Annotated in this window: 13 protein-coding genes; 3 read left to right on the top strand and 10 right to left on the bottom strand. The window is 53.7% G+C overall.

The genetic code is table 11. The features are described 5' to 3' along the window. Positions 1-1,360: 1,360 nt before the first annotated feature. From ACQKLP_RS02590 to ACQKLP_RS02570, 5 genes are all read right to left on the bottom strand, one after another. Positions 1,361-2,011, bottom strand: a complete 651-nt coding sequence (locus tag ACQKLP_RS02590; protein ID WP_427319767.1) for a tetratricopeptide repeat protein — start codon at positions 2,009-2,011, stop codon at positions 1,361-1,363. A gap of 100 nt (positions 2,012-2,111) precedes the next feature. Beyond that, positions 2,112-2,615, bottom strand: a complete 504-nt coding sequence (locus ACQKLP_RS02585) for a hypothetical protein (protein WP_427319765.1) — start codon at positions 2,613-2,615, stop codon at positions 2,112-2,114. A gap of 124 nt (positions 2,616-2,739) precedes the next feature. After that, complete coding sequence (locus ACQKLP_RS02580; RefSeq protein ID WP_427319763.1) at positions 2,740-3,531, bottom strand: hypothetical protein; 792 nt, start codon at positions 3,529-3,531, stop codon at positions 2,740-2,742. 129 nt (positions 3,532-3,660) lie between these two features. Continuing rightward, positions 3,661-4,293 (bottom strand): response regulator, encoded by a 633-nt coding sequence (locus ACQKLP_RS02575; protein WP_427319761.1) that lies wholly within the window; start codon positions 4,291-4,293, stop codon positions 3,661-3,663. Between the two features lie 69 nt (positions 4,294-4,362). Next, a complete protein-coding gene (locus ACQKLP_RS02570; protein WP_427319759.1) occupies positions 4,363-5,169 on the bottom strand; it encodes a sensor histidine kinase in 807 nt (268 codons plus the stop codon). Between the two features lie 419 nt (positions 5,170-5,588). On the opposite strand from ACQKLP_RS02570, the gene ACQKLP_RS02565 reads away from it, so the two are divergent. Continuing rightward, positions 5,589-6,797 carry a PepSY-associated TM helix domain-containing protein gene (locus ACQKLP_RS02565; protein ID WP_427319757.1) on the top strand — a complete coding sequence of 403 codons (1,209 nt, stop codon included), beginning with the start codon at positions 5,589-5,591 and terminating at the stop codon, positions 6,795-6,797. A gap of 318 nt (positions 6,798-7,115) precedes the next feature. Here the strand turns inward: ACQKLP_RS02565 and ACQKLP_RS02560 are convergent, their stop codons facing one another. From ACQKLP_RS02560 to ACQKLP_RS02540, 5 genes are all read right to left on the bottom strand, one after another. After that, positions 7,116-8,198 (bottom strand): PA0069 family radical SAM protein, encoded by a 1,083-nt coding sequence (locus ACQKLP_RS02560; protein WP_427319755.1) that lies wholly within the window; start codon positions 8,196-8,198, stop codon positions 7,116-7,118. Positions 8,199-8,249: 51 nt separating this feature from the next. Next, positions 8,250-10,031 (bottom strand): MutS-related protein, encoded by a 1,782-nt coding sequence (locus ACQKLP_RS02555; RefSeq protein WP_427319753.1) that lies wholly within the window; start codon positions 10,029-10,031, stop codon positions 8,250-8,252. Positions 10,032-10,131: 100 nt separating this feature from the next. After that, positions 10,132-13,476 (bottom strand): methylmalonyl-CoA mutase family protein, encoded by a 3,345-nt coding sequence (locus ACQKLP_RS02550; RefSeq protein WP_427319751.1) that lies wholly within the window; start codon positions 13,474-13,476, stop codon positions 10,132-10,134. Positions 13,477-14,098: 622 nt separating this feature from the next. Further along, positions 14,099-14,803, bottom strand: coding sequence for an NUDIX hydrolase (locus ACQKLP_RS02545; protein ID WP_341842485.1), 705 nt, complete (start codon positions 14,801-14,803; stop codon positions 14,099-14,101). Positions 14,804-14,842: 39 nt separating this feature from the next. Next, positions 14,843-16,477, bottom strand: coding sequence for an amidohydrolase (locus ACQKLP_RS02540; RefSeq protein WP_427319749.1), 1,635 nt, complete (start codon positions 16,475-16,477; stop codon positions 14,843-14,845). A gap of 72 nt (positions 16,478-16,549) precedes the next feature. On the opposite strand from ACQKLP_RS02540, the gene ligA reads away from it, so the two are divergent. Both ligA and ACQKLP_RS02530 read left to right on the top strand, forming a co-directional pair. Continuing rightward, entirely contained in the window at positions 16,550-18,640 is a 2,091-nt protein-coding gene (gene ligA / locus ACQKLP_RS02535) for an NAD-dependent DNA ligase LigA (RefSeq protein WP_427319747.1), read from the top strand. Then, positions 18,637-19,077: a nucleoside deaminase gene (locus ACQKLP_RS02530; RefSeq protein WP_427319745.1), complete on the top strand. Its 441-nt coding sequence runs from the start codon at positions 18,637-18,639 to the stop codon at positions 19,075-19,077. Before ligA ends, ACQKLP_RS02530 begins: the two co-directional genes overlap by 4 nt. The last annotated feature ends 31 nt before the right edge of the window (positions 19,078-19,108 follow it).

The following is a 19,108-nucleotide window of genomic DNA, read 5'->3' as shown; positions in this document are numbered from 1 at the left end:
GGCGTTGCAGCGGCATGGCTGTCTCTCTCGATTCTTCAGACAGCGATGCCGGAATTGTCTTTTTTTGATTAGCGACTTAGATATTTTTCCCGTTTCGTTACTACATACATTTTCCCCTTACAAATTCGATTTAGCAATGGGGAATTCACTTTTAACACGCTTTAAATTTAACAAAACTTTTGGTTTTGTCAAGGTCGTTTGTGTTATTTTTTTACGGGGAGCTGACATGTGATTGTAAAAGCCAGACCGTTTAAGTCTGGCGTCATTCATAAAGTTATCGAGTGGTAAGAAGTAGGTTGCATTCATCGTAACCCGCAAGCGCCATTCAACCCGACTCACCTAATCCGGGATCGGGTTGCGGATACATTGTTTTGATGGATGGATTGAATTATATTTAATATATGCTATTTCGATTCGCAGCCAGTTTCTACCAGTATTTCCTATACAAAAAATTAGATGCCCCATACTTCAGGACACTTGTATTATTGTCTTTCTCGGTGTTCATGCATATTGCGGAAATCGGGATTGTGTTTCACATACCCCCAGACACGCTGTTTTTCTGGGGGCCTATCAAATACAGGTTTTTACAGAAAATTTGTGCGGGCGTTTACTTCCTGGTAATCGGCTTACTGCTGTCTTTGGTCTTCAGCAAAAGCCGGCTTGCAGCCATTACGTTCACCGAAGCGCAGACGAAAAAATGGCGGTTGATTATAGCATGGTATGTCATCATCAATTTTATCTTATTGTTCACTTTGATATTTAAATCCGGCGTCGATAGAGGATTAATCAGGATATAATCCCATCGTGTCGGCAATTCCAAAACCCAATTACAACATAACTATATCGACATTCATATGATATACAGGTTCGCTGCCGGGTTTTACCAGTATTTCCTTCACCTTAACAAAGGTATCCCTTATACCAGGACCATTGTGACTTTATCTTTTTTGCTTTTTATGCACGTGGTTCAAATTGGTATCGTGTTTAGTATCTCGCCGGATGTACTGATCTTCTGGGGACCAATCAAAAACAAGTTATTCAAGCGAATCATGGCAACCGTCTATTTCCTGGGGATAATGGGTATGATATCAATCATCTTTAGTAAAAGCCGGCTTGAAGAGGAGGAATTCACGGAAGCTCAATTGAAAAAGTGGCGCAGAATTGTTCCATGGTACTTCATCATTCACTTCGTTTTGTTAATAGCGTTACTTATAAAGTCTGGCATCGATAAGGGATTAATAAAGATTTAATAACGTAGCGTGTAATTCGAAATGCCAGATAGAACATTCGTTCATTGATGATGCCATAAAAAAAAGCCAGACCTGAACGGTCTGGCTTTTTCCATAATAATATAAGCTGATCAACCGGGCATGCGGCTGATGTATTTATCCATTTCCTTGATCTGGCTCACGATCTGTTCGGTCGTGGGTTTTTGCGCTTTCGCACGGCGGAAGTAATCTTTCGCGGTTTTGAAATCGCGGCGGCTCATGGCGATGGAGCAGAGCATCAGCAGGGCACCGGCGGTGTTCTCTTTATCGGGAAGACCGAGGCGCACGGCTTTTTTCAGGTTCGCATCGGCCGATTTGATGTCGTTTTTCTGATAGGCGATGGTGCCCAGCTGGAAGAACTGCATCCCTTCGTATTCCTTCATCGGGCTACCGGTTTTGATGCTGGCCTTTACGGCAGCTTCGGCTTTGTCGAGATCCTGGTTTTGCATGGCCAGGTTGCTCTGCATGAAGTAGTATACGGAACGGATGGGCTTGATGAGCAGTTTCGGGAATTTTACCATGTTCATATATCGCATGGCGCCGTCTACGTCCCCCATTTCCACGGCTTCCTGCACCAGCCGCATAGGGCCAAAGAGAAAATGGGTCACAATGCAAACCAGGGCCAGCACGAGCACGATCGTAGCTTCCCACCAGCCCACGCCAAGGCCGAGGGCGATACCGCCTACGAGAAGTACCAGTCCAAGCGGCAAGCGGTATTTGATAAATAAGTTAAATGCTTTCATATGAATTTGAAACGAAGGGCAAAGATACAATAACTAAAAACGAAAAAGCGGAGCAAATTTTGCCCCGCTTTTTCCTGTTATTCCGATCGCAGTCAGGCAATTACTGTCTACTGAATGAATAAACTATATAAGCTGTTTTTCCGTCATGTGTTACCGGCGCCCGCCATACCATGCTGCTCCCGTCTGCCTGCGCAAGCTCTACCCGGTAACCGTCCAGCACGTTTTTCGCCTTCTCGCCGGTCATCACTTCCTTGAACTGCAACATAATGGAACCACCCTGGTTGATGGTGCTCCAAACGATGTTCTGCGTGCCAGGCGCGCAGCCGGCAGCCGAACTGTTTACGGTATATGAGCCCTTGCTGTTGGAAGGCAACACCCACCTGCTGCCCTTCAGGCAATCGGGCGGGATATTGGAAAATACGGAGGAGATTTTCGCATCAGAAGGAAGGCCTTCATAAGTGATGCTGTTGAGGGACCAGCTGCCGGTGGCCGCCTTGCGCAAGCCGCCAGCGGTTACCGTTGTGCCTTTTTGCGACGCACAGGCGCTGAACAGCAGCGTAGCCGCTCCTAAAACCGTGAAAAGGCGGGTCAATTGCTTTGTCATTGTTGGGATGTTTTTGTTGCTATGCTAACAAATTTCCGGCCAAAAGTGTTGAAAGGGAAAGGGCACACGGTGTGTGTGCCCTTTGGGGAACAATGAATGTTTGAGGGGGAATTCGTTCAGGCGTCTACCTATTGTAAGCGTATGTAACTGTTGTTCTGTTGATTGCATGGCCGTCGGGATTTTTGGACAGCACGGCTTTTTCCGCCGGGTAACCCGCTTCATTGAACCGGTAACCATACTCCGTCGTCCATTCTTCGAAGCCTTGTCCATCGTACCATTGCTCTTTCGTATACAAACGGGGCACCACCTGCGTGCCGGGCACCTGCCGCTGGACCGCCAGCTGTTCCACAGGGTCCGGGTGATCTAGGTAACCGCTGTATTCCACATAATGGACTTTATGGAAATTGCCGCTATGGTTATCGTCGGTAAAGAATTCCCTTTTCGCCAGGTCCCCCCGCGCATCGTACGTCAACACCCGCCGGGCATTGGCCTTCCATCCACCGTTCACCTTTTCGAATCCCGTTTCCTGTACCAGCCGGCCGCTTTCGTATTGGTACTCCCAGTAATACTGCATCCCTTCCGCCACCGTATGCACTTCCATCTTCGCCAGGCGGCCGCTGGCATAGAAATAACGCGTCTCTTCCCCGCCGACCGACATTTTTTCCGGCATCCCGTCTTTATAGCTGAACGTCATGTATGCCGAATCGGCGGTGGTAAATCCTGCATAATATACCTGCTTGCTGAGCTGGCCGCTCTGCGTATACTCGTAACGGTTCACTTTGCCGGCGCCTTCGGTGGTGCGCATGAGCAGGTGGCCCGGCGAGTTCTGCCCGCGTTGGGGCCGGTCTTTCCGGCACGCCGCTGCGGCGAAAATCATGGCTGCCGCAAGCCCGGTGTATTTGAAAAATGGTGTCATGATGGGGTTAAATGGCGCTGGTTCAATTCCGTTTTCAGCTTTCACGATGCAAAATTGAAAAACGGTTCCCCTTCCCGCAACCACATAAGGATGTGATCCGGGCGTCATGACATGTTGGCGATATGTGAATTACACGAGTTTGTCGCGGAAAGCCTTGGCTACGGCCTCCGACTTGGAGTTTACATGCAGTTTTTCATAGATTTTCTTGATATGGGAACGCACGGTATCGATCGAAATGAAGATCTCCGACGCGATCATTTTGTAACTGTACCCGTTAACGAGCAGCTGTAGCACTTCCTTTTCCCGTTCGGAAAGGTTGTACATCTCGTTGCGGTCGGAAGGCTGGCGGGCGAACAGGTGCAACACCTGCCGCGCGATGCTCGACGTCATGGGCGCGCCGCCGTCGTATACGTCCTGGATATATTCGAGAAGCTTGTCTGGCGGGGTCTTTTTCAGCAGATACCCGTCTGCACCTGCTTTGATGGCCTCGAATACGTGCTGGTTGTCGTCGAACACGGTGAGCATGAGAATGGGCATTTGCGGGAAACGGGAGCGGACGATGCGCAGGCCTTCGATGCCGTTGACGCCGGGCATGTCGATGTCCATTAACAGTACGTCAGGGAGCAGATCGTCCATCTGCTGCAGGATGTTGTCGCAATTACGGAATGCGCCGCATACTACAAAATTATGTGCTCCGTCGATCAGTAATGTCAGGTTCTCTCGCAATTTGGTGTTATCCTCGTATAACACGATTCGGATCATATCCAGGGTTTGGGTAGTTGATAACTGAAGTAAAGGTAACGATCGGCGGGGTAAGCGCCAATCACATGCTTATGTGGTAGGGAACATGAGCGTCACCACGGTGCCTTTGCCCATCTGGCTCTGGATGCTGAACTGCCCGTTCATCCGGTAGGCGCGGCGCTGCATGTTCATGAGCCCGTCCCCGTCCCCGGCTTCCTTCACATCGAACCCCACGCCGTTATCCTGCACCCGCAGTACCAGCTGGCCTTTCCGGAGCTGGATGCGGACGTCGGCAAAGGTGCATTGCGCGTACTTGGCGATGTTGGTGATGGACTCCTTGTAGATCATGAAGAAGTCGTGCCGGTTTTCCAGCCGGAGCTTCCGGCTGTAGATCTTTTCGTCGATGTTGAAGGAAAACCCGATCCCCCGGGCTTCCAGCACGCCGGTGGTGAATTCCCGCATCCGGGCGATGACGCGCGGCGTGCTGTCGTTATGCGGGTTGATGCTCCAGACGATGTCGTCCATGCTTTCCATCATGCGGGTGGTGCTATCGCCGATCTTGGCGAGGAACTCCCGCGTTTTCTCCAGTTCGCCGCGCCCGGCGCTCTTCTGGGCCATGGCGCTCATGATGTTGATGGAGGTGAGGGTACTGCCCATATCGTCGTGCAGGTCCCTGGCGATGCGGCTCCTCACTTTTTCGGTAGCCAGGATGTGATTGACGCGCAGGCGGTGGATGGCGTACACGACGGCCGCGAGCGCCAGTGCGAGAACGGCGTAAAACCATCCGGCGGGCAAGACGGCAGCAGCGGGAGCAGGCTGATGCGCATGCGCCGGTAACTGGAGCAAAATAACCGGAACCGTGACCGGCAGGAGGCGAATGGGACGGGGCGTTCGCATAGTTTGGGGGAAAATCAGGCAAAAATAACCGCTTTATACCATGATTTGTGCGTTCCGTCTGCCGAAACCGCCATTTCACATGTTTATGTGGTGGAGGATATTGTTGAGCTGTTTACCTTTGCCAATACGAGAAACGATGCAATGCACAACCCCATGTACTGACTCCAGGACCTGAGAATCTTTCAGTTACATCGCGGATGCCCCTTTCCGACCGCAATACGTGGAAGGGATTGTTATGCAACTGCATTTACATTATAAAAACGCCTTATAGGAATATGCTGCTAATATAACGGGCGCAAGCTTCTGCTTGTGCCTTTTTTATTTTCCCGAAAAATTCCCGATTTGAAAAACCTTTCCCGCTACGATTCCCGTCCTTTGCGGCAATCCGGCATGCCGGCACTGATAAAGAAGCACATTTTATGAAGATTTTTTTCCGGAATATTCACCTTTACCTCAGCCTGGCCGCGGGCCTCGTCATCATGGTCACCTGCTTTACCGGGGCCGTGCTCGTTTTCGAAGAAGAGCTCAATCATACTTTTTCAAAAGAAAGATATTACGTTGAACCTCAGGGCGAAAGACTACCGCTGGCCCAACTGGTCAACAACCTCAACGAAAAGGTGCCCGGCGCGAAAGTGAGTGCTTTCAGGATTTACAACGATCCGGCGCGAAGCGTGGAACTGACTTTTTCGCCCGCTGAAAAGAAAGGCGAAAAGAAAGAAGGCGCCGGCGAAAAGAAGAAAGACGCCAAACCTGCAGCCGGCCGCCCGGGCGGTGGCGGAGGAAAGAAGGCTTTCATGAACCCGTACACCGGCGAAGTGATCGAAATATACGTGTACCAGGACACGTTTTTCTATACCATGTTCGCGCTGCACCGCTGGATGCTGGGCGGCGCCGTGGGCAAGATGATCGTGGGGATCTGCACCCTGGTTTTCCTGTTCATTATTTTGACGGGGATCATCCTGTGGTGGCCCAAAACGCGGAACATTCTCAGGCAGCGCCTGAAAGTGAAGTGGGATGCGGGCTGGAAGCGCCTGAACCACGATCTGCACATTGTACTGGGCTTCTACGCGGCCATCTTCCTGTTCATCTTTGCATTTACGGGGCTGGCCTGGTCGTTCGAATGGTTCAACGACGGGATCTACAAAGTGACGAACTCCTCGCCCAAAGGCACGCCCCCGCCCGCATCGCACTATGTTGCGGAGGCGAAGCCCGTTGCCTTCGATGTGGTGTATCAAAAAGCGAAAGCCACCGTTCCGGATGCGCATTTCTACAACATCGCCAAACCGAAAGACTCCGCGGCCGCCTACAGTGTCAGCATGATCACGCCGCGATCGGCGCACGAATCCGCATCGGATAACCTGTTCATCGACCAGTATTCAGGAGAGGTGCTGCAGTTGCAGGCGTTCGGGGACAGAAACCTGGGGCAGCGGGTACGCAGTACTTTCAAGCCGGTGCATATCGCTTCTATCTGGGGCACGCCTTCGAAAATCATCGGGCTCATCGTTTGCCTGCTGGGCGTCACCTTCCCCATCACCGGCATCATCATGTGGATCAACCGTTTGCGCAAACAAAAGAAAACAGGGAAATCGAAAGCCCGGTCGCCGCGCGAAAGCAATCTTGTCGGCTAAAAAAGCATGCTGTTTTTATTATCAAACTGATCGATATTGAATCGTCGCGAAAGCAATCTTGTCAGCTAATAAAACGTGCTGGTTTTTTAAATCAAGCTGATTGATATTAAATCTTTGCGAAAACAATCTAGTCGGCTAATAAAACGTGCTGGTTTTTATATCAAACTGATTGATATTAAATCCTCGCGAAAGCATCTTGTCGGTTAAAAAGCATGTTGATGCTTTTATCAAACTGATTGATGAGGAATCGTCGCGACAACAATGATGTTAGTTGAAAAAGCACAATTATCCTTGCCAATCGAACAAGGGACATATCCCTCAAAACAGTTTCAACTGGTTCGTAGGCCGGGCGAACAGGCTCGTATTGAACTCGAATTTTTCCTGGTTCATGCCCAGGCGTTTCGTTTGCACTCTGAACTGCTGGCGGATGATGTCTGCCAGGTTCCCGTCGCCACGCATCCTGCGGCCAAACTGGCTATCATTCACTTCGCCGCCGTGCAGCCCTTCGATCATGTGCCACACCTTTTCTGACCGGTCGGGGAAATTCTTCTGCAGCCAATCTTTGAAAATGATCTTCACCGCATCGTTCAGGCGGACCACCGTGTACCCCGCGTACTTCGCGCCGTTCTCCGCCGCCTGTTCCAGCAACCGGGGGATTTCGTGATCGTTCAGCCCCGGGATGATGGGCGCCGTCATCACACCCACCGGAACTCCCAGTTCCGACAACTCCCGGATCACCTTCAGGCGCTGCACGGCCGTGGCCGTCCGCGGCTCCATCTTTTGGCGAAGGTCTTCCTGCAATGTCGTCAGGCTTACATACACACAGATGAGCTGATGCTCCGCCATCTTCTGCAGGATGTACTTATCCCGCAACACCAGCGCATTTTTCGTGATGATCCCCACCGGCTGGCGATACTCCCAGGCCACTTCGAGGCACTGCCGCGTCAGCCACATTTTGCGCTCCAGCGGCTGGTAACAGTCCGTATTGCCAGAAAGGGACACCGGCCTGGGGACCCAGTTCTTATTATTGAGGAACTTGCGGAGCAACTCCGGCGCATTCGTCTTGGCGACGATCTTCCGCTCGAAATCCAGGCCGGCACTGAAACCCCAGAACTGGTGCGAGTTCCGGGCATAACAATAAATACAGCCGTGCTCGCAGCCCTGGTATGGGTTCATGGAGTACCACATGCCCACATCCGGACTGTCGACCTTATTCACGAGCGTTTTCGCGTTTTCTTCGAAGATCTGCGTGGGAACGTCCGCCTGCCACCATTCGTCGATGCCTTCGGGATGTTCCTGCGCGTACTCTTCCGCCAGGTATTTGTTCTTAGGGTTCACCTGGGCGCCGCGGCCTTTATAGTATGGGAATGAAGCGGGTGTATCGCTGAACGGGAGCGTCATATACACTAATAATTTTAGTAAAAATACTAATTTTATTAGTACGACAAAAATTTATATAATCCCCATCTGCCGCATGAGAAAAGTCGCGTTTTTATTCCGCGCGATGCCGGGGCGCATCGTGTAATCGAAATGCAGTTTTCCATTATCGAGACTGCTTTCGAAACAGTAGTTGCGCACCTGCCCGGGGCACTCCGCTTCCAGCGCCCCCAGCTCCAGGTCGTGCGTGGCGATCATCCCCGCGCAGCGGAACTGCAGGAAATGCTTCACCAGCTCGCGGGAGCCCGTCAGTTTATCTTCAGAATTCGTGCCTTTGAGGATTTCGTCGAGGATGATGAACACTTCCTCCCCGCTTTTCAATACATCGATGATGCGCTGCAGCCGCTGCAGCTCCGCCTGGAAATACGACGTATGCCGTGCAATGGAATCCCTGATCCGCATCGACGTCATGATGCGCACCGGGTGGCACCGGAATTCCACCGCACACACCGGCGCGCCGGTCATCGCCAGCAGCCAGTTCACGCCCACGCTCCGCAGGAAAGTACTTTTCCCGCTCATGTTCGACCCCGTCACGATGTGGCATTGTTCCTTCCCGGCGATGCGCCAGTCGTTTTTCACGCATTCGCTTTCGGGGATCAGCGGATGGCCGATCCCTTCTCCGCCGGTACCACTCATTCCACCGCCCACTTCCGGGAAAATATAGTCGGGATGATTGAAAGTAAATGTGGCAAGACTGTTGGCCGTTTCCATGAGCGCGATCGCATCCAGCCACTCGTCCATATCCCCGCGATGCCTTTCCTTCCAGCGTTCCAGGCGGAACATGCAGTGAATGTCGTACAACATGACCGAATTCAGCACGATCCCCACCAGCAGGTTCATCCGCTGGTCGAGCGCGTTGCTCACGCGCGCCAGTGCGTGGAGCGAGCGGTCGGCATCCGTAGCGGTACGCTTGCGCGCTTCCAGCCAAGGCACGCCTTTCCAGTTTTCCGCTCCGATCATCCGCAGCAGCACCGCGAATTTCGCCAGCACCTTTTCTTTATTGGACACCAGGATGTGCTGGGCATTCACTTTCTTGACGTTCATCCCCAAAATCCCCCAGTTCACGAACAGCGCCAGTAACATCCAGATATATACACCGGTGATCCCATAATAAACAATTCCACCCAATACGAGCGCAGGCATCACATACGCAGCGATCCGCAAACCTTTCCGGTGCACAAACTCCATGGGCGCGGATTTCCACAGGCGGATCTCCTCCATGTCGCGCGGAGACTCGTTCGCCAGCCGGGCATGCGCCGCAAAATCCTGCCGGAACCCGATCCTGGGGCTCAATTCCTGCACCGCGGCCTGCACTTCGCGGACTGCTTCGGCGGATTGCAGGGGCGATTTCAGCCAGTTGGCCAGCCGTGTTTTGCCCGACAGCGTGCCGGTGCGGTTGATATGCTGATACAGCGACGAAGGCCCGAACACATCCAGGTCGCCGGAAAAATCATGCTGATCGTCGATAAACGCTTCGCCATCTTCAAAATCAGCGCCGCCGCCGGTCACCAGTTTCAATTCTTTTTCATTGAGGGAAAGCAGCTCTCTCAGATAAGCCCGATGGTCTTTCCCTTTCTGATACCGCGCCAGGCTCCAGATGAAACCGCAAACGAGCACGAACGCGCCCAGCAGCCAGGGCCAGTGAAAATCCTGCCGGAAATACTGTATCCCGGTGTAAAGGATGCCTACGAAAGCCAGCAGCCGTATGAAACTGAGCTGTTTGAGCCGGGCGTCGGTCTGGCGGAACTGAAGGGTGATTTCGTCGATCCGTTGCTGGTATGTGGTAGCCGTTTGCATGCCGGAAAGATACGATAGAAGCGAATCAAATAACAAAACGGCCCCAATAAAAAAGCACGACCTTACCGGTCGTGCTTTTTATGATGAATTTTGATGCTGTCTACATATTCCTTCTATATTGCCCGCCCACTTCGTACAGCGCGTGGGTGATCTGCCCGAGGGTACAGTATTTCACGGTTTCCATGAGCTGCGCGAACAAGTTGCCGTTCTGCACCGCCACTTCCTGCAGCTTCTTCAGCTGCGCTTCACCATCGGCCGCATGCCTTTCCTGGAAAGCGTTCAGCGCATTGATCTGGTATTCCTTTTCCTCCGTAGTGGAACGGATCACTTCCGCCGGAATGATCGTGGGCGAGCCGTTTTTATTTAAGAAGGTATTTACACCGATGATGGGAAACTCGCCGGAATGTTTCAACGATTCGTAATACAGGCTTTCTTCCTGGATTTTGTTGCGCTGGTACATCCTTTCCATGGCGCCCAATACGCCGCCGCGCTCCGTGATGCGGTTGAATTCCGCCAGCACGGCCTCTTCCACGAGATCTGTCAGTTCTTCCACGAAGAAGCTGCCCTGGTTGGGGTTTTCGTTCTTCGCCGTTCCCAGTTCGCGGTTGATGATGAGCTGAATGGCCATGGCCCGGCGCACGCTTTCTTCGGTGGGCGTGGTAATGGCTTCGTCGTACGCGTTGGTGTGGAGGGAATTGCAGTTGTCGTAAATGGCATAGAGCGCCTGCAGCGTAGTACGGATGTCGTTGAAGTCGATCTCCTGCGCGTGCAGACTGCGGCCCGATGTCTGGATATGATATTTCAGTTTCTGCGAGCGGTCGTTCCCCTTGTATTTATACTTGATGGCCTTCGCCCAGATGCGCCGGGCCACACGGCCGATCACGGCATATTCGGGGTCCATGCCGTTGCTGAAGAAGAAAGACAGGTTGGGCGCGAAATCGTCGATGTTCATGCCGCGGCTCAGGTAATATTCCACGTACGTGAAACCGTTGGCCAGCGTGAACGCGAGTTGCGTAATAGGATTGGCGCCGGCTTCGGCGATGTGGTACCCTGAAATGCTCACCGAATAGAAGTTGCGGACTTTCTCGCGGATGAAATATTCCTGCACGTCGCCCATGAGCTTCAGGGCAAACTCCGTGGAGAAGATGCAGGTATTCTGCGCCTGGTCTTCCTTCAGAATATCGGCCTGCACCGTACCGCGAACGGTACTGAGCGCATACGCTTTGATCTTTGCATATACTTCCGGCTCCAGCACATCGCTGCCGGAAATCCCCAGCAAACGCAGGCCCAGCCCATCGTTGCCGTGGGGCAGTTCGCCATTGTATTTGGGAAGCGGATGATCTTTGAATTTCTTCTTGATGATGGCCTCCACTTTTTCCTGGAGCCCTTCTTTCACGATGTATTTCTCACACTCCTGGTCGATGGCGGCGTTCATGAAAAACGCGAGCAGAATCGGGGCAGGACCATTGATCGTCATGGACACGGAGGTCTTGGGATCGCAGAGGTCGAAGCCGGAGTAGAGTTTCTTGGCATCATCTACGGAAGCGATGCTCACGCCGCTGTTCCCGATCTTCCCGTAAATATCCGGGCGATAGGCGGGGTCTTCGCCGTAGAGCGTTACGCTGTCGAACGCGGTAGACAGGCGTTTGGCCGGCTGGTCTACCGAAACGTAGTGGAACCTTTTATTGGTGCGCTCGGGCCCGCCTTCGCCGGCGAACATCCGCGTGGGATCTTCCCCTTCGCGTTTCAGCGGGAACACGCCCGCTGCGTAAGGGAATTCTCCGGGAAGGTTTTCGGTGAGCTGCCAGCGGAGGATATCTCCCCAGTCGTTGTAATTCGGCAGCGACACTTTCGGGATGCGCGTATGGCTGAGGCTTTCGCTGAAAAGCGGCAGCTTGATGACTTTGTCGCGCACCTGGAATTCATAATAATCGGCTTTGAACTTCGCTACCAGCGCGGGCCAGCCGCTGATGAGGGCTTTGCATTCCGGTGCGATCTTCTGCTCAACATGCCGGCTGATTTCTTCCAGTTCGGCGGCATGTTTGAGGCCGGGTGTTTTGAGCACGCCGTCCAGCTGGTACCATTGTGTGGCAAGGGCGCATTGTTCGGCCACCCATTCGTTATACTCCGTGTTCGCCGTCGCGATTTCGGACAGGTAGCGGACGCGGGCGGGCGGGATGATGAGGGATTTGGTGGATGTGGCGGTCACGGGTTTATCGGGCTTGTCTTCGCCGAAGTGCGTCCCGGTCTTTTCCACGATCCGGTGCATGAGCCGGCCGAATAGCTGGTTCACGCCGGGATCGTTGAACTGCGAAGCGATGGTGCCTATTACCGGGAGGTCTTCGTCTTTCGCGTCCCACAAACCGTTGTTGCGCTTATATTGCTTGCGCACGTCGTGCAGGGCATCGAGCGCGCCGGCCTTATCGAATTTATTGATGCAGATGAGATCGGCGTAATCCAGCATGTTGATCTTTTCCAGCTGGGAAGCGGCGCCGTATTCGGGGGTCATCACATATAACGCTACGTCGCAGTAATCGACGATGGCGGTATCGCTCTGGCCGATGCCGGAGGTTTCGAGGATGATAAAATCGAATGCGGCGGCTTTGCATATATCGATGGCTTCCTGGATATGGAGGCTGATGGCTTTATCGCTTTCGCGCGTGGCGAGCGACCGCATGTAGGCGCGGGGGTGATGGATGGAGTTCATCCGGATGCGGTCTCCCAGCAGTGCGCCGCCCGTTTTCTTTTTGGACGGGTCTACGGAAATAACGGCGATGGTTTTGTCGGTGTACGTCCGCAGGAAGCGGCGGACCAGTTCATCCGTCACGCTGGATTTCCCTGCGCCGCCCGTTCCGGTGATGCCGAGCACGGGCACGGTGCGGCTGGCCATGATCTTGAGGTCTTCCTGCTGGCCGTTGAGCGCGAAATTTTCGGCGTAAGTGATGGCTTTTGCGATTTCCGGGGAGTCGAAATGCCGGAGTTTCGCGGCGTCCAGCTTCCATTTTCCTTTTTCCACCGTTTCGAAATCACATTGGCGGATGACGTCTTCGATCATGCCGGCGAGCCCGAACTTCCGGCCATCGTCCGGACTGTAGATCCTGGCGATGCCATAAGCGTGCAGCTCTTCGATTTCGGAGGGGAGGATGGTGCCGCCGCCGCCGCCGAAGATCCGGATATGGCCGCAGCCTTTTTCCTTGAGCAGGTCGTACATGTACTTGAAGAACTCGATATGCCCGCCCTGGTACGACGTTACCGCGATGCCCTGCGCATCTTCCTGGATGGCGCAGTCCACGATTTCGGCGGCGGAGCGGTTATGCCCCAGGTGGATCACTTCGGCGCCGGTGCCCTGCATGATGCGGCGCATAATGTTGATGGCCGCGTCGTGCCCGTCGAACAGGGCCGCTGCGGTTACAATCCTGATTTTGTTGTTCGGTGTATAAGTCATGTTTGACAAATCTTCTTGTGCCTGGCGCGGCTTGCGCCCGGGGAAACATGCAAGTTACGAAAATAGCGGCTGAGGCTGCGACGGAGAAGGAATTTGGAACATTGAAAGGCATATCCACCTTTCATTAAAAAATATTCAACTGCAACCCCTTGCAACTGAATTTTTCACAGCGTTTAACGCCGGCCGGCAACACACAAACGAGTGGGTAAAATGAAAACAGGCTGTCCGGGATGGAACAGCCTGTTTAATGAAAGACATATTTGTCCTGCATCACAACGTGGAATTTGATAAAATGCAATATAATCAGATGACAAACGCCCCATGAAGGCGCTGAATGGCTTGATGGCTTTCGCTCGGGTTCTCCTGAAATATCGTCTGTTGATTAAATATCTGGATTCAGAAATTGGTCGCTATTTGCTTCGATTACACCCCTCTCCGTTATAGTGTGTATATCGTACACAATCTTAATTAAAACTTTGTTAAAAAACAATTTTTTCGCCCGAATTCTGAAAAATATACACATTTAAGGGAGTCCTGAGGGCATGGGAATACCTATATCAAACCCTTTACCATAAAGGATTTGAAGGTAGCTAAATTTTTTACCTGGAAGGTTAAAATCCTATCAAAAACCGAGATTCTTTTTGTGGTGCAGGTTGTATTTGTCGTGGTTGAACTTGTAGAGCCTCGCCGGGCGGTGACGCACGTCCTTTTCCTCCTCGTTCAAATCCACCAGGTAATCCATCGCGAAGAACTTTTTCCGGAAATTCCGGCGGTCGAGCTTCACGTCGAGGATGGCTTCGTACAGGTTCTGCAGATCGCGGAGGGAGAATTTTTTGGGTAACAGGTTGAAGCCAACCGGCTGATCGATCACCTTGGCCTGGAGGCGCTGATAACAGGTATCGAGGATGTCTTTATGATCGAAAGCCATGTCCGTTATATCTTTCATGGAATGCCAGTGGAGCTCGTTTTCCTGCGTCTTCAGTTCCGAATGCTGGATGTTGACGAGCGAGTAAAACGCAATGGTAACCACGCGCCCCGCAGGGTGGCGGTTAATCCCCCCGAAAGCCTGCACCTGCTCCATATACACGTTCTCCAGCCCGGTACGGTCGCGCAATACGCGGTACGCCGCGGTCTCAAGGTCTTCGTCGGGATGCACGATGTCGCCCAGCAAAGACGGTTTGCCTTTGTACTCCTTCAGGTCAGATTTGATGAGCAATACTTTTAACTCGTTTTCGTCGAACCCGAAAATCACGCAATCCACCGAAATGGCCGCCATGAAATAATCCCGGATCTCGATGCGATGGGTGTTGATGTTTTTGGTGTGCATACTTACATAATCGTGGAATGGTCAATAATCGCGGCGCCATCACTGCGGCGCCTTGTAACGTGGCTTACCATTGATAAATGTAGCTAAAATCCTCGTGGTGAGTATCTGGTCTTCTTTTGCTTTCATTATATCCTGGCTGAGGATGACGAAATCCGCCACTTTTCCCGGGGTCAGGCTCCCTTTCGTCCCTTCTTCGAAAGAGCCCTGCGCCGCCCAGAGGGTCATGCCTCTCAGGGCTTCCTGCCGGCTGAGCGCGTTCTCCACCTGGAACCCTCCGGCCGGGTAACCCGCCGTATCTTTCCGCGCCACCGCCGCATAAAACGTCCGCAACGGATCGATCTTTTCTACGGGGAAATCCGTCCCCAGCGGCATCCAGCTCACCTGGCCCAGCAAATCCTTGAACGCGTAAGCCGTTTTCACCCGCGTTGCCCCCAACCTCGCCTCCGCCCAATACATGTCTGACGTGGCATGGGTCGGCTGCACCGACGGAATAATACTGTAATCCCCGAAATACCGCCGGTCGATGGAATCCACTACCTGCGCGTGCTCGATGCGCCAACGCTTGTCGTTCCGCCCTTTCAGCACGTTCGCATATACCTGCAAAATCACTTTGTTCGCGGAATCCCCGATCGCGTGCGTACACATCTGGATATCCGACCCCGCCAGCAATCCGGCCATGGCAGCGAAATACGCGGAATCTTTCCGTAAAAATCCCTTCCATCCCGGCTTGTCGGCATAATCGTGTTTCAGGCAGGCGCCCCGCGAGCCGAGCGCACCGTCTCCATAGAACTTCACGCTGCGCACGAGGAGGTTGCCCTTTTCGTACGGACCATATTTCAGAATCCAGTCGATATTTTCTTCGGAATCGCTCAGCATCACGTTCAGTTTGAGGCTCAGGCGATTGGTGGTGATAAGCTTTTCAAGGAGGCGCATTTCCGGGAGCGACAATCCGCAGTCGGTAATACTGGTGATCCCCGCGGCCAGGCAATTCCGCTCCGCCGCCAGTATCGATGCGATCACGGCCGCAGTATCGGCTTCCGGGATCACTTTCGACACGCCGGATATGGCATTGTCGATGAGGATGCCCGTCATGGCGCCGTTCTTCACTTCCACGGAACCACCGCCGTCGGTAGACGCGGGCGTGATGCCGGAAAGCTTGATGGCGGCCTGGTTCACCAGCACGGCGTGGCCGTCTACCCGTTCCAGGAACACCGGGCGGTCGGGGAACATGCGGTCGAGGGCCGATTTATCGGGATAAATTTTCACGGGCCAGTCGTTCTGGTCCCATCCCCGGCCGATGATCCAGCCTTTGGGATTTTTGGCGGCGAAGTCGCGCACCCGCGCCAGGGCTTCGTCCCAGCTTTTGGCGCCGGTCAGGTCTACCGTCCGCAACGAAGACGCATATCCGAGGAAATGGGCATGTGCGTCGTTGAACCCGGGAACGATGGTACCGCCTTTGGCATCGAGCTCTTCTTTCGCGGAGAATCTTGCCATCAGTTCCTTTTCCGGCCCGGTGGCCACGATTTTGCCATCGGTAACGGCCATGGCCTGCATCACGCGGAAACCGGTATCCACCGTGTAGATCACGGCGTTGCGGACGAGGAGGTCTGCCGGTTCCTTACTTTTACAGGCAAAAAGGATAAAGGCCAGTGCTACAAGACTGCTGTGTTTCATGGCAAGAATTTATTCGCGCGTGGTAACTAAAGTTTAAATTTACGGCAGACTTTTGATTTATCCAGATACATCATGTACGCGAAAGACATTGAAATAGCCCTCGCCTCGGAAGCGAAGGCACTGTTGTCCGGTAAAACGGGCACTCCCCAGGAACTGGCCGACGCGCTGCGGCAAGTGATCCGCCATAGCGACTGGCGATATTATGTGCAGGACGATCCCGTGTTGAGCGACGAAGAATACGACCGCCTGTTTTCCCTGCTTAAAAAGCTGGAAAGTGAAAACCCGGAACTGCAAACCCCGGATTCCCCCACGCAGCGCGTGGCCCAGGGGCTTACGAAAAACTTCCCCACGGTGCAGCACCTCGTACCCATGCTCAGTCTGGAGAATTCCTACAATGCAGACGACCTGCTGGACTGGGACCGCAAGAACCGCGAAGCTTCGGGGCTGCAGGAGATCGAATATTGCGTGGAACCGAAGTTCGACGGCGCCAGCATTTCCCTCATTTATGAAAACGATATGCTGGCACGCGGCGCCACGCGGGGCGACGGCGTACAGGGCGACGAAATCACGGTCAACATCCGCCAGATCCGTTCCATCCCGCTTTCCGCCAACTTTTCGCGGTTCGGCATCCAGCAGATAGAACTGCGGGGCGAAGTGCTCATCAATAAAAAGACGTTCGCGCGGCTGAACGAACAGCGTGCCGCAGACAACCTCCCGCCGCTGGCCAACCCGCGCAACGCCGCGTCCGGCTCCCTGCGCATCGTAGACCCCAATGAAGTGGCGAAACGCGGCCTGGAAGCGTTCCTCTATCATATGAGCTTCCATACGATGCAGGACGGGATGGAAGAACCTCCCGCCATCCAGACCCATAGCAATACCCTCGATATGCTCTGGCAGCTGGGATTCCGGAGCCCGGCGAAGGAAATGAAAGCCGTGAAAGGGATAGATGCCGTCATCGCGTATTGCGCCGAATTCGAAGCGCACCGCGACGATCTGCCTTATGAGATCGACGGGATGGTGATCAAGGTGAATGATTACCAGTTGCAGGACAAACTGGGCATGACCACGCACCATCCGCGCTGGGCTATGGCGTATAAATTCAAGGCGCGGCAGGCAACGAGCATCCTGCGGGACGTGGAGTTCCAGGTGGGCAGAACGGGCTCTATCACGCCCGTGGCCAAGATCGACCCCGTGCCTATCGGTGGCGTAACCGTGGCTTCCGTGAGCCTTTTCAACGAAGACGTCATCCGCGAAAAAGACCTTAAGATCGGTGACCGCGTGCTGGTGGAAAGAGCCGGCGACGTGATCCCGTACATCGTGAAATCCGTGGCCGACCTGCGCGACGGCTCCGAAACCGATATCGTGTTCCCCAAGGAATGCCCCGTGTGCCACGATCCGCTGTTCAAGCCGGAAGGCGAAAGCGTGTGGCGCTGCGTGAACATCAATTGCGAAGCACAGGTGGTGGAACGGATGATCCATTTCGTGAGCAAAGACGCGATGGACATCCGCAGCCTCGGCGAAAGCAACGTGCGCAAGTTTTATGGCCTTGGCCTGCTTAAAGACGTGCCCGGTATTTACACGCTCGATTTCGACGCCATCGGCAAGCTGGAAGGCTTCGGGCCGAAGTCTGTCTCCAACCTGCAAACGGCCATCGAAGCCTCGAGGGCGCAGCCGCTGCACCGGTTGATCTTCGGGCTGGGGATCCGTTACGTCGGCGAAACCACGGCCAAAACCCTCGCCAACGCCGTGTCTCACCTGCTCGACCTCGCATCTTATACGGAAGAGCAGCTCCTGGCGCTGGAAGACATCGGGCCGAAAGTGGCCGGCAGCGTACGGCAGTTTTTCCTCAACGAGGACAATATCCACATGCTGGAAAAACTCGGGGCGCTGGGCCTGAACCTCGCCAGCAGTAAGGGTTCGCGCTCGGAAGAAGGGACCCTCAGCGGACAAACCTTCCTCTTCACCGGTACGCTTCATAAATTGAAGCGCAGCGATGCCGAGGCCATGGTGGAAGCCCAGGGCGGGAAAATCCTCAGCGGCGTGAGCAGTAAGCTCAATTACCTGATCGTGGGCGAAGATGCCGGCAGCAAACTGGAAAAAGCGAAAAAGATCAATACCGTCAAGATCCTGACGGAAGATGAATTTATAAATATGGTACAATGACCGACGAGCATTTCATGCGCCAGGCCCTGAAAGAAGCGCGCCTGGCCGAAGAGAAGGGAGAAGTGCCGATTGGCGCTGTGGTGGTGATGAACGGGCAGGTGATCGGCCGGGGGCATAACCAGGTGGAGATGCTGACCGATTGTACGGCGCACGCGGAAATGATCGCGCTGACGTCGGCCTTCAATTACCTCGGCGCCAAATACCTCATGGAAGCCACGCTCTATGTGACGTTGGAACCTTGCGTGATGTGCGCCGGCGCGCTGTACTGGAGCAAGATCGGGCGCATCGTGTACGCAGCGCCTGATGAAAAGAACGGCTATCGCCGGGTGACGGACGGCAAATCGCCCTTTCATCCGAAAACGAAAGTGGAAACGGGTTTGCTGGGGGAAGAGAGTTTACGGATGGTGAAAGAGTTCTTCCAGAAACGCAGAAAATAAGTAACGGCGGCCTTTGCGGGCCGCCGTTTTT

It is taken from the genome of Chitinophaga sp. NPDC101104 (genome assembly GCF_050277495.1).
Lineage (GTDB): Bacteria > Bacteroidota > Bacteroidia > Chitinophagales > Chitinophagaceae > Chitinophaga.
This window is presented reverse-complemented; position numbering and strand designations above follow the sequence as displayed.